Source organism: Bacteroides sp. L008, from assembly GCF_040812255.1.
Taxonomy (GTDB): domain Bacteria; phylum Bacteroidota; class Bacteroidia; order Bacteroidales; family Bacteroidaceae; genus Bacteroides; species Bacteroides vicugnae.
Genome location: NZ_JBFNXO010000001.1, coordinates 4713271 through 4732647 on the forward strand (window position 1 = coordinate 4713271; position 19377 = coordinate 4732647).

At 43.7% G+C, this 19377-nt stretch carries 10 protein-coding genes; all 10 read right to left on the bottom strand.

Features of this window, described 5'->3' with window-relative positions:
* Positions 1–3 precede the first annotated feature (3 nt).
* Genes AB3G73_RS18290 through AB3G73_RS18335 form a run of 10 tightly spaced genes read right to left on the bottom strand, consistent with a single transcriptional unit; the run spans position 4 to position 19336 of the window.
* A complete protein-coding gene (locus AB3G73_RS18290) occupies positions 4–1842 on the bottom strand; it encodes a RagB/SusD family nutrient uptake outer membrane protein (RefSeq protein ID WP_148365482.1) in 1839 nt (612 codons plus the stop codon).
* A 19-nt stretch (positions 1843–1861) separates the two neighbouring features.
* Positions 1862–5116: a SusC/RagA family TonB-linked outer membrane protein gene (locus tag AB3G73_RS18295; protein ID WP_367745319.1), complete on the bottom strand. Its 3255-nt coding sequence runs from the start codon at positions 5114–5116 to the stop codon at positions 1862–1864.
* Between the two features lie 28 nt (positions 5117–5144).
* Positions 5145–6893: a hypothetical protein gene (locus tag AB3G73_RS18300; protein ID WP_195649798.1), complete on the bottom strand. Its 1749-nt coding sequence runs from the start codon at positions 6891–6893 to the stop codon at positions 5145–5147.
* Positions 6894–6930: 37 nt separating this feature from the next.
* Entirely contained in the window at positions 6931–10440 is a 3510-nt protein-coding gene (locus AB3G73_RS18305; RefSeq protein ID WP_367745320.1) for an alpha-galactosidase, read from the bottom strand.
* Positions 10437–12536, bottom strand: a complete 2100-nt coding sequence (locus AB3G73_RS18310) for a glycoside hydrolase family 36 protein (RefSeq protein ID WP_217723194.1) — start codon at positions 12534–12536, stop codon at positions 10437–10439. The genes AB3G73_RS18305 and AB3G73_RS18310 overlap by 4 nt, the downstream gene beginning before the upstream one ends.
* Positions 12537–12548: 12 nt before the next feature.
* Positions 12549–13703, bottom strand: coding sequence for a sugar MFS transporter (locus tag AB3G73_RS18315; RefSeq protein ID WP_148365487.1), 1155 nt, complete (start codon positions 13701–13703; stop codon positions 12549–12551).
* Positions 13704–13751: 48 nt separating this feature from the next.
* Complete coding sequence (locus AB3G73_RS18320) at positions 13752–15353, bottom strand: hypothetical protein (protein WP_367745321.1); 1602 nt, start codon at positions 15351–15353, stop codon at positions 13752–13754.
* Between the two features lie 22 nt (positions 15354–15375).
* Positions 15376–15954 carry an SIS domain-containing protein gene (locus AB3G73_RS18325; protein ID WP_367745322.1) on the bottom strand — a complete coding sequence of 193 codons (579 nt, stop codon included), beginning with the start codon at positions 15952–15954 and terminating at the stop codon, positions 15376–15378.
* Between the two features lie 5 nt (positions 15955–15959).
* Positions 15960–16928, bottom strand: a complete 969-nt coding sequence (locus tag AB3G73_RS18330; protein ID WP_367745323.1) for an ROK family protein — start codon at positions 16926–16928, stop codon at positions 15960–15962.
* Between the two features lie 5 nt (positions 16929–16933).
* Complete coding sequence (locus tag AB3G73_RS18335; RefSeq protein WP_342989191.1) at positions 16934–19336, bottom strand: sugar-binding domain-containing protein; 2403 nt, start codon at positions 19334–19336, stop codon at positions 16934–16936.
* Between the last annotated feature and the right edge of the window lie 41 nt (positions 19337–19377).

Genomic DNA, 19377 nt, shown 5'->3' on the forward strand with positions numbered 1-19377 from the left:
TGATTACCATCCTGCATTTTGCCACGTCTGTCCTGTCGTGCCTTCCAATACGGCTGCTTCACTGGCAGGGATAGGATATACGTGCCATTTCTTTTCGTAACTCATTTTACTCGGCTTGCCGCCGTCTGTTCCTAAAATAATTCTTTCATAAGAGAATGAATTTCCATTCTTGGTGATTTTCATACCTGTGGTAAACTTCTCGTTTTCCATGTTCTCATTTGCTGGTGTCCAGCGGCGGATGTCGAAATATCTGTCTTCTTCGCAAGCCAGTTCTACCTGACGTTCATGGCGTACTAACAAGCGTGCTTCGTTCTTATCATTTGTAGACAAATCAACCGAGGGATCAAAGCCTGCCCGGTGGCGGATTTCATTGATCCATCCCAGACCTTCGGTGAGATGACCGCTTTCAATGGCTGCTTCGGCTGCGTTCAGATAGATTTTGCCTAACCGGTAGAAACGGAAACGTCCGTCATATCCAGCCACTCCGGCTGCTTTACAGTTACCGTTCACCATTCTCTTTCTCCAATAATAACCGGTACGTGTGTTGGTATTTCCACTGGTACGGATTTCGCTGTTTCCTCCTACATATGTTTCTACAACTGCCGGTTCTTTGCCTAACAGAACTGGACTGTTATTGTAAAAAACAGTAGCCTGTAAACGTAAATCGCGTCCATTATAGGGATTTGCAGGATCATAACCACTATTGGGATTGTAATTAGGAGACAGATGCTTCTCATCATTATAAGGTTTTGACAAATCCAATATTGGTTTTCCGGTTGCTAACATATCATAGGCGTCTACTAACTCCTGAGAAGGCACAATGGTGAGTTGGGCATTCCCTAATACCGGTGCTCCGATAACATCATACAAAGGATTTGTATACGGGTCGGGCCAATAACCTTCTGTGCTTTGCCAGATTGTTTCTTTGTCACTGGGATCTGTTCCAATGTAGTTATTGAGCGTGAAGTACTCCATATAAGCATTGTTATAATACTTTTCCGTATCCGAACATTTAGTATAGAGTTCGTAGCCGTTGGCTTTCAATTGTTCCAAACAGTCTTTATTGATCGTGTAAGCCCATTCCCATAGATCCTTTCCACCATTGTTATAAGTGCTGGCAGCAAACAAAGATGCTTCGGAACGGATAGCCATTGCGATGCCTTTGGTCATTCTGATCTTTTCGTTGAGCGTTGTCAGCCTCCAGGGAAGATTGGCTGATTTAAGGGCTGTTTCGCAATCGTCTACAATGAAGCGGGCGCAGTCCTCAAAGCTGGGGCGTGATAAGGTTGAAAAATCATAATCCAGCCCGTAAGGCTCCTTTTCAATAGGTACAGGACCATACCATTTCAACAGTTCCATATAGAAATAAGCGCGGAGTACATGAGCTTCCGCTACCCAGCGGTCACGATCTGTTTCGCTCGGGATGGCAGCAGTGGCTGCCCGTTGGAGGAATGTGTTGATGGTGCGGATTTGTCCCCAGTATAATTGCCAGTATCCTCCTTCCGAGTAGGTATCACCCATGTCTCTACGAACATCAAGATAGAAGTCTGTAGTAGTACAGTTACCTGATGCGGCATGTGCAAAGCCACCGCCGGAACCATCTGTGCAATCCCATGCTTCGTCACTAAGTGCCACAGGATAGTTGCTCCAGAAGTGATATCGCAAACTCTTTTTGGGCAGGTAGTCAAAACAAGTGCTGAAATAAGCTTTGGTCAGATCAGGATCCTGAAATACTTCATCCAGCGATAATCTTCCGTCAGGAGCTACATCCAATGCTTCGTTACAAGAACTGAATGTGAGCAGAGAAGCAAACATGCATATATAAATAAATCTTTTTTTCATATCGGGTTTGTTTTAGCCGTTAAAATGTAATATTTAAACCTACATTGTAAGTGCGCATTGTCGGATAAGCTGCCGGACCGTTCTGTTCCGGATCGAAGCTATCGGTTTTGAGGTGAGTCCATGTATACAGATTGTTACCGCTTAAATAGAAACGTACATTCGATGCACCGATTTTCTTGCTGATGCTTTCCGGTAATGTATATCCTACTTCTGCATTTTTCAGACGTATATAGGAGGCATCCATGATAAAGAAATCATTGGGCTGTAAGCTTGGTCCACCACTGCTGGATAAACGGGGATACGTAATCTTTTCATGATTATTATAGCGTTCTTCGCTCCAACGTCCCATGTGCATTTTGTAAAAGTTGCCACTGCTTTCGTAGATACCGGCTCCCGAATAAGTCTTGCTGTATTGGCCTACTCCTTGCAACATGATGGAAACGTCGAATCCTTTCCAATTGGCAGATAAAGAGAAACCGTAGTTGATGCGGGGTAACAGAGATGAATAGCCGATAGGAGCTTTGTCACGGTCATTGATCACACCGTCTCCGTTGAGATCTTTATAAATAAAGTCTCCGGGTTCCGGTGTTCCTACACCTTCGTAAGTCAGTCCGCTTTTGGCGATACTTTCGTCACTGTAGAAGAAACCGGTTCCGTCACGGCCTTTTTCGGGATCATAGCTGTGGTCGATAATATATCCCCAGTTTTGTCCTAATGAAAATCCGGTAGTGCGGGTGCGGTATGCATAATCCTTACCTAATAGCGGTTCGTCATATTCCAAAACTTTGTTTCTGGCATAACTGAAGTTTGCATTGGCAGAAACGGATAGTCCGTTCTTGAATTGCTTCTGATATCCGAGTACCATCTCAAATCCCTGGTTCTTGACTTCACCATCGTTCATCAATGGAAGGGCAGAGGAGGGCAGACCTTGAATCATAGGAGTAGTTTGAGGGATGATCAGGATGTTCTTTCTTTTTTCAACAAAGTAGTCGAACGAGAAAGAAAGATCATGGTACAAAGATATGTCTATACCATAATTTTGTTTTTCAGCTGTTTCCCATGTGATACTTTTGTTTCCTATGTAGTTTTCGGCGATTTTGTAACCTTGTCCCCAGCCGGAACCGTTGGAAGCGTACCCCAAACTAGGAGATAACCAGTGGTCTCCTTTACTGTCTGTTACTACGGAATATTGACTGATATTATCCAGATAAAGGAAGCGGGCAGGCTTTCCGTCACTGGTTGTAAATGCATCATTTCCTACTTTTCCCCAAGAAGCTCTTAATTTCAGATTCGTCAGGACTGGATTATCCTGAAGAAAGCTTTCGTTAGTTACTAACCAACCAAGAGAGGCGGCGGGGAAGAATCCGAATCGTTTGTCTGGAGAGAATTGCTCCGAACCGTTGTAACCCATATTTACTTCTACAAAATAACGCCTGTCATAATCATAGGTTGCACGTCCTGCAATACCGATTACATTATAAGGCAATAGCAGATCACCTGATGTCTCTTTAGATTCTTTAACATCCCGCTGTGCCAGGAACATGGCAGTAATATTGTGTTTCTCAGCAAAACTACGGTTGTAGTTGATTTGCGCTTGCAGGTTCATTGTCCAATAGGACTCGGAAGACTTGGTCAGCTCGATTGGACCATCTTCATCTTCCAGGCTAGGATGCCGGTTGATAAACAGATGTTCTCCTGAAGCTAACGTCTGATAGGTATACCAGGTGTAGGAACGTTTTCCTATTGTTTTGCCGAATCCTTTGGAGTCGAAAGATACTTGTCCTTTGACAGAGAGCCCTTTGGTGATAAATCCCAAATCAATTTCCACTCCTCCGATGACATTGATTCCCGATCTGGTCTCCAGTTGATAACCCGAACGGTTGATTAAAGGATATGCACTCAACGAATTGTTGGCAGGATCTTCTACAGATAATCCGGCTCCGATAGGGAAGGTGCGTATAGCGTCGGTGGCGTATGCACCTTCCGGAGTCAGATACATGGAAGTAGGCCGTGAAGTCAGAGCACTATTGAATACACTTGTCATGCTTGCAGAAGTCCCGTTGATCCGTTCCAGATAAGAGGAGGCATTTAAGTTGATCTTCACTGACTTATTGACTTTATAGTCAATATTTGAACGGAAGTTGTATCGGTCTAATGAAGACTGGGCATTGTAACCTAACTTGGATTTAGGTTCTACGTTGAACATACCTCCCTGATGCAGGTAGCCTGCACTTACAAAATACTGAAGTTTGTCCGAACCTCCGGAAACGTTCATGTTAGCTCTGGTCATAGGTGCATAATCTCTGAATAAGATATCTTGCCAGTTATTATTCGGATAGAAATCAGGATCTACGGGGTTACCTGTTTTCCATGAGTCGAACTTGTCGATGTCCGGTCCGAAGAACTCGGCAGAGTTCCCATCGTTAGTGAGTGCTTCATTGCGAAGTCTTACCCAATCCCATGAGTTCAGGCGTTCGGGTTTGAAGGCCATTTCCTGCATACTGAATTCTACATTGGCACTGATACGGGCAGTTCCTTTTTCACCTCTCCGGGTGGTGATCATTATAACTCCATTGGCACCTCGTACGCCGAATACTGCCGTTGCGGAAGCATCCTTCAATACGGAAATATTAGCGATTTCGTTCGGATCGATGGAACGCATATCGTCTACAGCTACTCCATCTACCATGATTAATGGATTTGTACCGTTTGTGGTGGCTGCACCACGAAGGAACATGGTCACTTCGTCACGTCCCGGTTCACCGGAAGTCTGGATAGTGGTCAGTCCGGGGAGCTTTCCGGATAAAGCAGAGCTTAAGTTGGGCGATGAAGACTTCATCAATTCTTTTCGGTCGATGGAAGCAACGGAGCCAATGACAGAAACTTTTTTCTGGGTACCGTAAGCCACTACTACAACTTCTTCCAGATTCGCTACGTCCGGATGCATAATGATGCGCATGTCTTTTTTTGCAGGTACATCTTGTTTTTGATAACCTACATAACTGATCTCCAGTATTGCGTTGGGAGCAACCGATAAAGAGAAACGACCGTCTATGTCTGTAATAGTACCATTCGTTGCTGCTCCTTTTTCCATGACGGAAGCTCCGATCAGGCTTTCACCGGACTCGTCCACGACGACTCCGGAGGCTGTTATCTTGGACTGTTGCTGTATCAGGGTAGCATCTCCAATATCTGATGCATTTCCTGTAACGGGAATACAGATTCCCAACCCGAGCAACAGGCACATTTTGTATAGCCAATAACTTCTTTTCATAACTATAACGTTTAAGATTATTTTCTGTCTAATTAAATGAACTCAACATTTTGTCCTTGTCGTATCCTATGTATTCATAGCGTTCTATCCGGACACCTTGGTCTTTTGCGGTAATACAAGGACTTGTGCCATTCCATGAGCTATCCATCCACCACTCTTCTACTAATAGTTTTCTTTGAGTTGAAGAGTTGTTAGTAAATGAGAACTGAACTTTCGAAGGATCTATTGTTCCTCCGGAATAACCTAAAACAGAATAAGTGCCTGCCAAATTACGCAGATCGACATAAACGAGCGGACAACCGGATGCATTTAATGTTGTGATGGACTTGCAACGGTTTATATCCAGATATGTCAGCCCCGGATTATTGCTTACATCAATAGAGGTTATCATATACTGGTCTCCGGAAATAAACTTGGTCAATCCTGCGTTCTTAGCACTGAAAGATTGAATGCCTTTCTCATCTACCGGACCTGCTGTATAGCTGGTGCTGATTGCATATTTACTTAGGTCGATCTCTCCCAGATTATTACCGTCCAAGATGAGGCTCTTATATCCGCAGAAGTATTGCAACCCTTCCAGATTGGTGATTCCCTTGTTGCTAAGATCAAGAGTTGTGTTGTTCTTGAAATATTCTGTATTCAGAGCTGCCACTGTCAGAACTTTATCCCCTTCGAAGACATCCGGAACCAAGGCTTTGAGGGCATTCCGTAGGTTTATATCAGGAATTTCCCCGTACTTTTTCAATGTTTTCTGATATTTTCCGTAACTGTAATAGTAGTTGTTGTTTCCATCCGGATAGTCGTGCATCCAATCGTACCCTTCCACTGTCACTCCATTATTGATGGCATCTACGATAGAACCGCTATTGCTATAGTATGAGTCCATCCACCAGGATTCCATTTTCAGAAGTCGTTCTTTGCTTGCATCGTCACTGAAAGTAAATTTGAAGTCTGTACTGTTATAGTTCAGACATCCGCCATAGATGCTGTGGTAGTTACGTACATCCAAATAGACCAGTTTGCAGTTTAGAGCAGAGAATCTTTCAATGGTATAACAGTAATACAGATCGATAGATTCTAGTTGGATGCTTCCGTCTATGTTGAGAGAAACCAATGTGCTATTCGGATGTTCTGCAGTAGCCAGTTCCAGTTTTGTCAATCCTGTGTTTTGTGCAGTCAATTCGGACAGCCTGGACAGAACTTCAGCAGGAATTTCGCTTATATCATTGTTGTTGCAGATCAGTTTACGGATGTTGCTGAAATACTCGAGTCCTTCCAAAGAAGTGATATTCTTATCGCTGATATCCAGTGTGCCATCAGTGAATGTGACATACTTCGCACTGGAAGAAATCTTCTCTCCTTTGAATATATCGGGGAAGAGAGCAGAGAGGGCATTGCGCAAGTTCTCATCGGGCATTACTCCTACAGTACTGTTGATGACTCCCAATGTTCGCATTTTACTACCACGTACTAATACAAGTCCATAAGAATCTTTGTTTGCAGTAGAGGGGTATAGTACCGTAATATGGTCGGAGGATACTTCTCTGGTTTCCATGTAGATGGGCTGTTCTGTCCCTCCTGATAAAGGAGAAAGTGCCAGTACATCACAGTCAATAAAGCCATTTCCCTGAATGGTAATCTCTGTGCCCAGGGATTCTTCCGAAATGTCCGGAAGCACTACATTGGTTACTCCCAGGTCTGTGCCTAACTTTTCGTCTTCACATCCCAAAAGGAATACCATTCCAAGCATTAATAAAATGTAGAAATGTGTTTTCATAAATACTATTTGTTTAATGAATAAATAGAGTACATCGTTATTCTTGTTTTAAGACAACCACTGAATGAGGTGGTATAGAGCATTGAATTTCATCTTTTACCTTTAGAGGTTCGGCATCCGGAGGCAGCATTTGGTCTGTAACAGGCAGACTGTCTTTGGTATACCGGTAAACCTTGTAATTCCCATTGGTTTGCGCATGTTTGTTGATGAGGCTTATTGTTTTCTCCTGATCCATTCCGTTGGCAAAGACATACACCCATTTGCCGTTTGTGTTCCGGACGGCAGTTCCTGCATACCATTCCTCCGGTGTTGCTATCGGATAGATTTCAGCTCCCGGGCGTATGAAACGTGTCAACAGAGAATAGGCATAGTACTGCGGGCGTACCTCGTAATCACTTTTGATATCGTTGTAGTATGGTTCCGAAGCGTATGTCTTTTTTACATACTTCCATAAACCCAGTTGCTGCATTGCTCCGTAGTCTGCATCTTTACCGTAGTATTGGTCTATCAGGCTCCAATAACTAACACCGCTTGCTCCTGCATTGAGTAGATTGATGACTATGCGTGTCATGAGTACTCCTCGTTCATACAAGTCGATATCTTTTTGTCTGGTGGCACCTACGCATTGATTACCTCCGAATTCACCGATGAAATGGGCTTTTCCAACTGAAGCGGCCAATTGAGAGTTTTGTTTTTCCCAATCCAGAATTGTGGAGTTCGGAGTTTCGTAGCCGAAGATATAGGTGTGGGAGTTGAATACGTCAGCAACGTTCGCCAGTCCTTTCGTGCAGGCTGCCAGATATTTATGTGTTCCTGTACCTCCGTCCGAATTGTCAGAAAGACTGAAATGTACTTTATTTCGTATTCCATCCTCTTTGAAACGTCTGTCGAGTACTTTACACATTTCAATATAGTCGGCGGTGGGAGCAGCTTTACCTTTGATGATATATGACCAATCTGGTTCGTTGATCGGAGTAATCTCTTTGACGCACGTGTATTTTTTGTTGTTGAGCAGGTGTTGTACAAGTGCGGAAAAGTTCTCGCTCCATTCTTCATAGTTAGTCGGGGCTACTACCCAGTTACCATAATTCCCTTCGGCCAGGAAATGTCCCGGAGGGGCTCCCCAAAGTACAAGGGTGACTTCCATTTTCTGTTCTTGTGCCATATCCAATACTTTGTAGAGTGATTGCATTTCTAAAGAGTCGAATGTGAAATTATGCCACTCGATTTTGGATGCGTCCGGATTGTCATTCTTTGGTTCATACCATTGTGGCATCACCATCACCCGTAAGCTTTGCAGTCCCATTTCTTTGACACGCTTCACAACGATGCGATCCCAGTCTTCAGCTTTGGCTCCATCATTGCGGGTCACATTTTGTGAGAGGAAGTGAGGATCTAGTTCTGCACCTATAGCACGGAGGTTTACACCGGTTTTCTTTCCTACAGAAAGTTTCTGTATGGCAGTTGTTGAACTTTGGTATTTGATTATCAGACTACTTTGTGGGTTATCCAGTGTCAGCGTGAAGCCGTTAGCCAGTTCTTTACCGGTTTTCTTTATAGCCTCTCCTGTATCTTTATTGGTGAGTATATAAGTGTGGTCAGGGTGTAGTCCTGATAAATTGACAGTATAGCTCTTGTCCGGATTGTCTTTGCGGCGGAAAGCTACGATGTATCCGCTGTCATCCGACGGGCGATAAAGTTGGTATACTAGCCAGATATTTTCTGAGGTAATGTTGTTTATTCCACTCAACGGATAGTAATCTTCATAGAAATAGGGACGGAGTTCTTTGAACTCTGCCTGGCGGTCGCGCATATCATAGATGGATTGTCCGGCTTCGGTTATTTTCCAGTTGTAGATAATAGAGGTTCCGAGGCTGGAACGGAAAGTGAATTTATCGGCACTCACAGTTCCTGTACCATGCAGGGGAAGGTATAAGTTCAATCCGTAGGTATGGCATTGATAACCGATTGGTTCTCCATAACTGTAGTCTGTTCTCCACATCGGTGCACTGCGTGAGATACTTTCGAGGTCGATACGGCGTCCGCCACTGGCACAATTATCAACCAGCAAGCCCGGAAAGCGGTTCAGCAGATATTCCCAGAAAGAATAAAGTCCTTCAATGTATCGGATTTCGCAGATACCTTGTCTGCCAGGTTCATCATTGGCAGCCCAGAAACCCTCCGGCTCTATATTGAAATCCTGGCGGTAGTAGTCTATGCCATTTTCCTCGAGGAAGTCTCCGATATATTTACTCATCCATCGACATGCCTCCGGATTTCCGAGATTAAATAGATAAGAGTCGTGCTCACCATCTTTTGTCCAGTCTTCCTGTTTGGCTTTTCCTCTGGCATCCAGCATCCATTGAGGGTGTTGCAGTGCCCAGGCTGATCCTTTCATAACACGCTCCGGTTCAAACCATACCATGAACTTGGAACCAACTCTATGTACTTCGTCGGCGATGGGGCGTAACCCTTCGGGGAAACGAATAGAGTCGACGGTCCAGTTTCCTACGGTGTTCGCCCAATTCTTATGATTGGCTACATCTGCAGAGTGATTGTACCATCCGGCATCCAGCCAGAATACTTCGGGTACTAATTTGAATTGTTCATACCGTTTCACCATAGCAATGGCATAATCTGTAGTCAGGCAGGTATATTCATTACAGGGAGTAGGATCACCGTAGTTGAAACTGGTCGATATTGGATATACGGTCGGTTTACCATCTACTTTCCAAGTGTGGTGGGCTTGCACGAAACGGCGGAACTGGTTGTGTCCTTTCATTCGGTCGGAACCGTTCCAGAATGACAGGCATACACTGGAAGTGCGGATGCTCTCTTCCGGATACAGATAGGTTTTCAAACGTTCAATTCCGGAGGTAAGCGCTACGCTTTGCTGGTCTGCACAGCGCACATCGGCAAACCAGGTTCCTGTCCATCCGATGGCTACGATAACTCCTTGATTGGCCGGAGATTCAATATTGAAGAATGGCATACGCATTTGTGAAGAGCGTCCACCTTCCGGTCTCATATAAAGATTATCACCCGGAGACAAGATTGTAAGTTGCTGGCTGAAATCTGATTTGGATGCATGGCTGCCTTCGGAATGATGAAGGTTGAATGCTCCCGGATGCTGGTAGCGGAATGTGATATCAGACACTTTTACATTGGCAATCTCCGGCGTGTTTTTCTTTCCCTGGTTGGTGAAACGGAGTACCCATTCCACCGTATTGAAGTCGGTAAAGCCTTTCACTTCACATTCTACTTTTAATCCTCCGGATGGTTCACGATAAGTATAAAGGTATTTCAGAACCTTGGGATCGTCACTTTTCTGACGCGTAGCCGTATAAGACCAGCTTTTGATAAATTCCTGTGAAGGTTTACCTCCATATTCGAAAGAGAAAGGAGGGACCACACCGCGGGCAAAGTGGGTGGTTATCCATTGGCTGGTGTTTACCGGGAGGTCGCTCATGCGGGTTACCGTCTGTCCTGTTCCATTATGAGGGAACAGAAGCAGAATGAATAGATAATATAGTATTCTTTTTTTCATTCTTTATTCGGTTTTTCGTTGGTAACTTTATATTTTAGTAATAAGGAACTATGTGGTTTTTCGAGGATCAGTGGCAACTGACTAGTCAGTTCTTTTCCTTGATAGATTTTGCTCTGTCGGCTATCCATGTCTGTCACTGTATAGTATTTTTCCGGATCCACTCCTGAAAGTCTGACGGTGATTTGTTTATCTTTGGAGGCGGTTCTGCGGAAAGCAACGATAATACCACTGTCGTCCGACGGACGATGCATTTGATAGGCTAGCCAGATATCATCCCGCGTCATGTCTTCTGTACCCGTCAGTGGGTAATAATCTTCGTAATAGTAAGGTCTGATTTCGTGGAATTCTTTCAGACAACGTTGCATTTCGTAAACGGAGGCATTTTTATCGGTTATTTTCCAGTTATAAATCAAAGCAGTGCTGATGCTTGAGCGGAAAGAATACGGATCGGTCTGTAAACTACCTGTTCCATGTAAAGGCAGGAAGAAATTCAGGCCATACGTGTGACATTGGTAGCCGTCCGGATCGTCGTAATGATAATAATCACTCCTCCATAGTGGTGCGCTTCGGCCGATTGTTTCCCAGTCAATACGTCGTCCCCCACTGGCACAGTTGTCTATGAGCAGGTTGGGGAACCGGTTCAACAGATAATCCCAGAAGTTGTATAGTCCTTCGATGTGGCGTATCTCTTTCATTCCTGTACGTCCGGGCTCATCGTTGGCTGCCCAGTAGATATCCGGCTGCATATTGAAATCCTGACGGTAATAGTCTATGCCGTTTTCCTCGAGCATATCACCTATATATTTACTCATCCAGCGGCAGGCTTCCGGATTTCCCAGATCGAACAGTAGGTAGGTGTCATTGTTGTGTTCGGGAATGTCGAGCATCCAGTCGGGGTGTTCCACCGCCCATTGGGTACCACGGATGACACGCTCGGGTTCGAACCAGACCATGAATTTAGCTCCTACTTTGTGTATTTCGTCGGCTACAGGACGAAGTCCTTTGGGGAAGCGCAATGTATCTACAGTCCAGTTACCGGCTGTGTTGGCCCAGGTCTTGCCATGTTCGAAGTCTGCAGCATCGGTGTTCCATCCGGCATCCAGCCAGAATACTTCGGGCTTCAATCCGAACTGTATGTAACGTTTCACCATGGCAATGGCATAATCGGCTGTCAGGCATGAGTATTCCGTACAAGGTGCGGGGTCCCGATAGTTGAATCCGCTGGAAAGAGGATATTCGGCAAATTTTCCGTTGATTTTCCGTGACTTGTGTGCCAGGACAAAACGGCGGAATTTATTGTGTCCTGCCATCCGGTCGATATTTTCCCAAAACATCAGACTGATACTTGGGGTACGAATTGTTTCCTGTGGACGTAAGTATAATTTCATGGTTTTCATTCCCGAAGCCATGGATATTGTACGATTATCTTGTGCGCATACATCTGCATACCAGGTGCCCGACCAGCCTACTCCTAATATGACTCCCTGTCCGGCAGGTGATTCAATGTTGAAGAAAGGAAGATAGTCCCCTTCTGAAGAGCGTCCTCCTTGTGGAGACATCTGTTTGGTTTCACCCGTTGCCAGAGTAACCGAACGTGGATGGAAATCATATTTGGAGATATGGTTTCCGTCTGCATAGTGTAACTTGAATTCTCCTTTAGAAGCGTATTGCATGGCAAGGTCCACTACTTTCACTTGTTCCAGAGTGGGAGAGTTGCTCGTACCTTTGTTGGTGAAGTTCAATACCCATTCGGCAGCCTGATAACTGGGATAGCCTTTTACGGTACATTCTACTTTCAGTCCGTTGGTAGGATTGTAGTAGGTAAAGAGATACTTTATCACATCCGCTTCTTCGGATTCTATCTTTTGCTGGGAATAGTCCCATTGGCGGATAAATTCTGCGGAAGGTTTCCCGTCACATATAAACGAGAACGGAGGTGTTTTTCCTTTAGCGAATTGTTTCTGAATCCATTTTTCGATTTCAGGAATGTGTTTGGAGATTTTAGCCGTCGTCTGACCCACGGCTATGATGCTCCACACACTCATAATCAGTAATGAGAACAGGAATTTCGATTCGATTTTCTTGAAATGTTTCATTAGAATATAGGTTTATGTGGTTTTTACTTTTCTCATTATTCCGATCAGATAGCACCATACAATGGCAAGTACTATAATTGCAGATAACTGACTGTGGAATGAATCAGTGATTACCCCTAAAATAGGCGGGAGGACGGCACCGCCGGATACACCGACGATAAGAAGTGCAGATACTTCGTTCGCTTTCTCGGGAACACGTTTCAAAGACAGAGAGAAGATGATGGAAAACAGATTGGCATATCCTATCCCGAAAACTGCTACACATCCGAGGATAAACCAGAGATTAGTGCTAATGGTCATCAGTATCAATCCTGCGAGAGCTATCCAGACGCTATAAATATAGAATTTACTTTCTGAATATTTCATCAGTAGGAGACCACCCAAAAAGGCTCCTACAGTGCGGGCGAAGAAATACACACTATTTCCCATTCCTGCATCTGTCAGTGGTAGATCGCAACGTTCCATCAGGAATTTAGGGAAAGTCATATTGATACCTACGTCTACACCTACCAGCACGAGAATACCGATAAAGAAAGCAAGGATGTATTTGTCTTTGAATAATTCAAGAGTGACTTTGAAAGAAATGTTCTTCCGTTCCTGTTGTTTTTCTTGTATAGGCGTAAGCCATAGCCATATCAAAGCGAGCAGTGACAGTCCGGCATAAATGGGGAATATCATTTTCCATCCGAAAAAACTACCAGTCACCCAAGCTGCCAGGATAGGGCCGAGGAATGAACTGACTGCTTTGACAAATTGCCCTAGGGTTAATGTACCTGTCAACTTATCGTTTGCAACGACGTCTGTTACTAATGGATTGAGTGAAACTTGCAATAGAGTGTTACCGATACCTATCAAGGCAAATGCGATTAATATGGCGGTAAAGTCGTATGCAACGAGTGGAAGGCACATGGCTAATACATGGAATGCGAAGCTAAGTAGTACGGTTTTCTTGCGTCCGATGCGATTCATTAACATTCCGGTGGGAATAGAAAGCACCAGGAACCACAAGAAACAGGATAGAGAGATGAGATTAACCATCGTATCGGTGAGATGGCTGAAATCATTCTTCACATAGCTCGTGGTTATTCCGACAATGTCAACAAATCCCATAACGAAGAATCCGAACATGACGGAGAGCATTTTTACTATGGATATTTCTTTTTTCATTCGCGTACTTTTGATGATAAATTACTTGGTTGGTGGGTATATATACTTCTATTTTTGTACTAATACCCTGATTGATGAACGAGATAATTTAAGTTTTAGGTTATTCTCTTGCGTGTTGACCGTTTCTGTTGATTCTATCAGATTATCACCTTCCGGTAGGCGTCCTTCCATATATTTGTAGACATTGTATTCTCCATTGGCACCTTCTTTATCATTTTCCAACTGTATCATCTTGTCTTTGTCTGTAGCGTTGGAAAGTACATACGTCCATTTTCCCTCTGTGTTGAGAAAAGCACTTCCGGCTATCAACTCGTCGCCGAGATCCAATGGATATACTTCGTCGCCCTGACGGACAAAACGTGTCAATAGACTATATGCATAGTATTGAGGACGTACCTCGTAGTCTTCCTTGATTTTGGCATATACATCAGGATCTTCGGTATAAGCGGATTTTAGATATTTCCATAAACCGAGTTGCTGCATTTCCGAATAGGAGGCATTGCGGTTATAATATTGATCGATCAGACTCCAGTAGCTTACTCCGCAAGCACCGGCATTCAGGTAGTTCAGAGCAACGCGGATTAGCTGTACCCCTCGCGTATATGTGTCTATACCATATTGGCGGGCGCTTCCGTATCCAGGGAAACCGAATTCTCCAACAAAATGTCTTTTACCTCCTGCAGAAGCTATATTTTGACGTTCCCAATTTACGAGAGTCGAATTAGGGGTGTTGTAGTCAAACTTGTATACATGAGAGTTATACAGGTCGGCTTCATCGTTTGTGAAAGCGGAAACACAGGCAGCGATATATCCGGGTGTACCGTCTGTATTGTCAGAAAGGTTGAAGTGTACCTTACTGCGTATTCCATCTGCTTTAAACTTGGCATCCAGTGCTTTCACCATGGGGGCATAGGTGTCCTGCCAACCCATGGTTTCAAAATCACCTTGCCACATGATGCGGCCGTAACCTGGTATATGACTGTCAGGCTCATTGAATGGGGTAATTTGATTGATACAGGTATAATGCTTTTCTTCAATCAGGTGTTTCACCATTGTGGAGAAGTTTTCTGCAAATTCTTCATAGTTATCTATACCGGCAATCCAACCCGGATTAACGTTATAACTTCGTGCATCACACAAGAAATGCTTTTGACCATTGTTAATGCCTGATAGTAAGTCGATATTGGTAATGGCTCCCCATACGACTAATGTCACTCCGATATTATTCTCCTGGGCCAGATCCAATACTTTATATACAGACTGCATTTCTTCCGAATCAAAAGTGAATTTGCTCATATCCGCGACATTAGGATCGTTGTTGTCATTGGAGGGTTCCCACCATTGTGGCTGCATCATGATTCGGAATTGCTGTACTTTCATTTTCTTTACCCGTTGTATAACTATATTTTCCCAATCTTCAGCCTTTGAACCATCATTGCGGGTGATGTTTTGTGAGAAGAAGTGCGGATCCATCTCGACACCGATAGCATGAACCGGAGTTCCTGTTGAATTCCCTACTGCAACAGGATAATAGTTGCAAGCCGGACAATCGTCATATTTGTTATAATCATCCGAGCAGGCGGACATTCCCCAAAGTGTGCAAACAATGCTCAATAGAGTTTTACTGATATGTGTCATTTTCATTGCCATATTGATTAAATTTAGTAGGTTATTATTCAAAGCCTAATTCTGCCTCAATTGCCTGAATCAGAATGTGGATAACTTTGATGTGAATTTCTTGTATTCTGTCAGAATGTGCTGCTCGTGGGGCGCAGACTGCAATGTCTGCTAGTCGTGACAGTTCATTCTCTCCTTTTGAAGTCAGCGCTATCACTTTCATTCCATTGTTGTGTGCTTGTACGGCAGCTTTCAGTATGTTCTCGGAATGTCCGCTTGTGCTGATGGCCAATAATACATCTCCTTTACATCCCATAGCTTCTATATAGCGGGAGAAGATCTCGTTGAACGAAAAATCATTTCCCACACAGGTCATGTAAGCCGGGTCATTGATTGCAATTGCCGGTAGCGGGATGCGGTTGTTGCGGTAACGTCCGGTTAGTTCTTCTGCAAAGTGGGTGGCGTCACATAAGGAACCTCCATTACCGCAGCTGATAATCTTATTTCCGGCTTTTAATGCTTCAGCGCAGGTAGAGGCTGCCTGTGAAATTACCCCGACTGTTGTTGCTTCCTCAAGAAAACTCTCCAACGTTTGCCGAGCCTCTTCCAGTGTTGTTTCAATAACCTCTTTCATAATAGTTAATCGGTTAAGTTCGCGGCTACAGAAAGAGCTGCATAATCTCCTATCTGCTCTCCCAAAGCGGCTGGTTTCACTTTACATACTTTGTTTGCACAGGATAATGCCTCCTGATCGATTATCTTTTGCATGATGGGTTCCATCATATTTTTATTCCGGGTATAGATGCCACCTATCACAATGACTTCCGGATTCAAGATGTCGATTACTATGGATAATCCTTTTCCCAGATAAATGGCAGACGTCTCATATATGCTTTGGGCTAATTTATCACCTTTGGCAGCTTCTTCAGCCACTTTTCGGGCAGTAAGCTGATCTAGTTCCTGTAAGGTACACCATTCAACTTTCTGTCCGGTCTGCAATTTCTCCATCACATACATTTTGGAGAGTTGAGCAATACCTCCACCGCTGGCAAATCCCTCAAAAGAGCCCTTTTTACCGTAACCTACCGGACCGAAATCCGACAGGCGGATGTGTCCCAGTTCTCCGGCATTGTCATTGGTGCCTGTATACAGTTTGCCATTTAATATTAATCCTGCTCCCAGTCCCGTACCGAATGTGAGAAAGACCATATTCTTAGTTCCTTTTCCTGCCCCGAACTTCCATTCGGCCAAAGCACAGGCATTGGCATCATTGTGTAGACTGGTTTTAATGCCCGTCTTTTTTTTCACCATTGCCACAATGGGGATGTTGTCCCATCCCGGTAGGTTAGGGGGAGACATCACAATGCCTGTTTCACTGTTGAGAGGACCTCCGCAACAGATTCCAATCGCTTTTGTGTTAGTAGGGGTTAGCTGGTGAAGGTTCATCATCTTTTCGGTTTCACAGAGAATTCTGGCTATTGTTTCGTCGACTGTGGTCGTATCAAATTTCTTTTTGTCGATGATATGTAGCTCGTCGTTTTCTTTGATACCGTAGATGATGGCGCATTTGGTGCCTCCTACGTCAATTCCTAACAAGTTCTCTTTCATAAATATTATTTTTTAGCGTATAATCCGGTTTTTTGTAACAGCCGCTTGTATTCTTTCAGGTTGAAAGGTGCCTTGCCGTATAGGTAATGATTCATGAATTTCTGATTACCGATCTGGTATTGGATCAGATAGATTCCCTGACCGCTTTCTTCCGGTAGTGAGGCTATTCTGACCTTTTGATTGGCTGGAATACGGAAAGTGCTCTCATAGATTTTACGTCCCGAGGATGCATCTGTTACCGTTACATTACCACTTTGTACGTTGCGTGTGTCATTCGTTCCTATCAGTGGGTAATTTCCGCCTTCCGCATCATTGATTAGTACGCAAACATCCTGTTGAACATTCTTGATGAAATAATATGCCATCTTCTTTGAATTGTAGTAGTCAACAATCGCATCAGAGATCACCGGCCATCCATCCCGCAGGTTCCACCAGATAATACCAGTCTTGTCCTCAAACTTCTTTCCACGCCACATTTCTATAAAATATTTCATAGCTTCTGCCTGTACGGATTGAGAAGCGAATATAAAATCATCCAGTTTGGAGGGAACTTCACCAAAAAGTAAACGTACCTGATTAATCATAAGATTATTGCGATCGAATGTCTTTCCCCATTCTGGGAATCTACGAACAGATTTGGTAACCCATTCATCATTCCATTCATGATTTTTTGTCCAGGGATATACGGCATCTTTCGTCATCATTTTCTGGAGACTTTCTAAATTAGGGCAGCCGTGATAGCCGATTTCACTGACAAAGCAGCAGGTAGCATCCGTATAGAATTTGTCTTTGTAATATCCTCTGGGACCCCATAAATGGTTTTCCGGTAAATATTGGTCAGCACTTCCTCTTTCATATACCGCTTGGCTGTAGTAAGGAGAGCTAGGAAGATAAGGGCGGGTAGGATCAAACTCATAAATAACTGCCGGAAGGACCTTACGGCTCACTACATCCAGATTCGGATTAATATTAAATGGTTGCAAAGACCAGCGCAGTGCACAATCGTCTTCATTATTTCCTGACCATAAGACGAGTGATGGATGATTGCGTAATTTGCACACAACGGAAATGGCTTCTTTTTCCAATGCTTGTGTAAATGAGCTGCGTTGAGGATAGAAAGTGCATCCCATTGTAAAATCCTGCCATACCATAATGCCGTTTTCATCGCATAAATCAAAGAAATGATGATCTTCATACACGTTGCCACCCCAACAACGTATCATATTGCAGTTTAATTCTACAGCCATGCGGATAGATTCGTCTACGAAAGAATGATCCCGGCTATGGAGTGCATCCATGGGCACCCAATTGGTTCCGTGGATAAAAATAGGTTCTCCATTGACAATGAAACAGAACTTACCCGGATGATCCGGTGGGAGGTTGATGTCTGTAATCTCTAGTTGAATCGTGCGGAGACCTACCCGTTTATTATCTGTTGATAAAATAGTGCCGTCAGAATCTACTAACTCTACTTTTGCATCATATAAAGCCGGTTCTCCATATCCTTTTGGCCACCATAAATCAGCATTCTTGATTTCCATTATATATCGGAATGCTGGGGAAACGACAACAGAGCTTCCTTTATATATTTCTTTCCCATGGCGACTTAATGTATATACGGCTTTCACTTTGTCGAACTTTTCGAAAGGTAGTTTTACTTGTACATCAGTATATAAGCGTACATTTCTGGTAGCAGTGTCTACATTGGCGACCATATAGTGAACATCTGTGAGACGTGCCGAATTCAATACGCGTAATTCTACATCTCTCCACAAACCTGCACTGACTAATCGTGGCAGAATGTCCCATCCATAGGTGTGGGGAGCTTTTCTGATGAATACGGATTCTTCAGACGGGAAGTTTCCAATACTGAATGTCCCTAACAGATGTTTTTGTCCTTCGATAACAGATGAACGGAGTATCACTTGGAGTTGATTACTTTCTCCTGCTTTTATTTCCTTAGTTACATCAAAAGCATGTTCAATCATCATATTTTCTGCTTTGCCAATGTGCTTTCCATTCAGCCATATATCGGCCAGACAGTCTATTCCGGCAAAAAAGAGTTGATATTGTTGCCCTGATTTTAGTTGTGGCGCTACGAATGATTTGGAATAACACCATTGATAGCCTTCCCATTTGCGTAATTCATTTACATTACTGCCAATCATCGGATCTTTGATTAAGTTGGCAGCCATTAGGTCCAGTTCTACATTACCGGGGACTTGGGCTGGTAGATGCTTTACTTCAGCGAGTTGCATGTCCTTGGGCGAAGTTATAGGTTCTTCAGGTTGCATCCAATAAGAGAGTTCCCATGTTCCATTTAAGGAGATGGAATTACCGGAATCGGCAAAAACACCACTTGTACAAGTGAGAAATATCAAAAATAGTAGTGTACTGATTTTATTCATTGTTAATAGATTTAATTGATGGTGTGACAAAGTAACTAGTG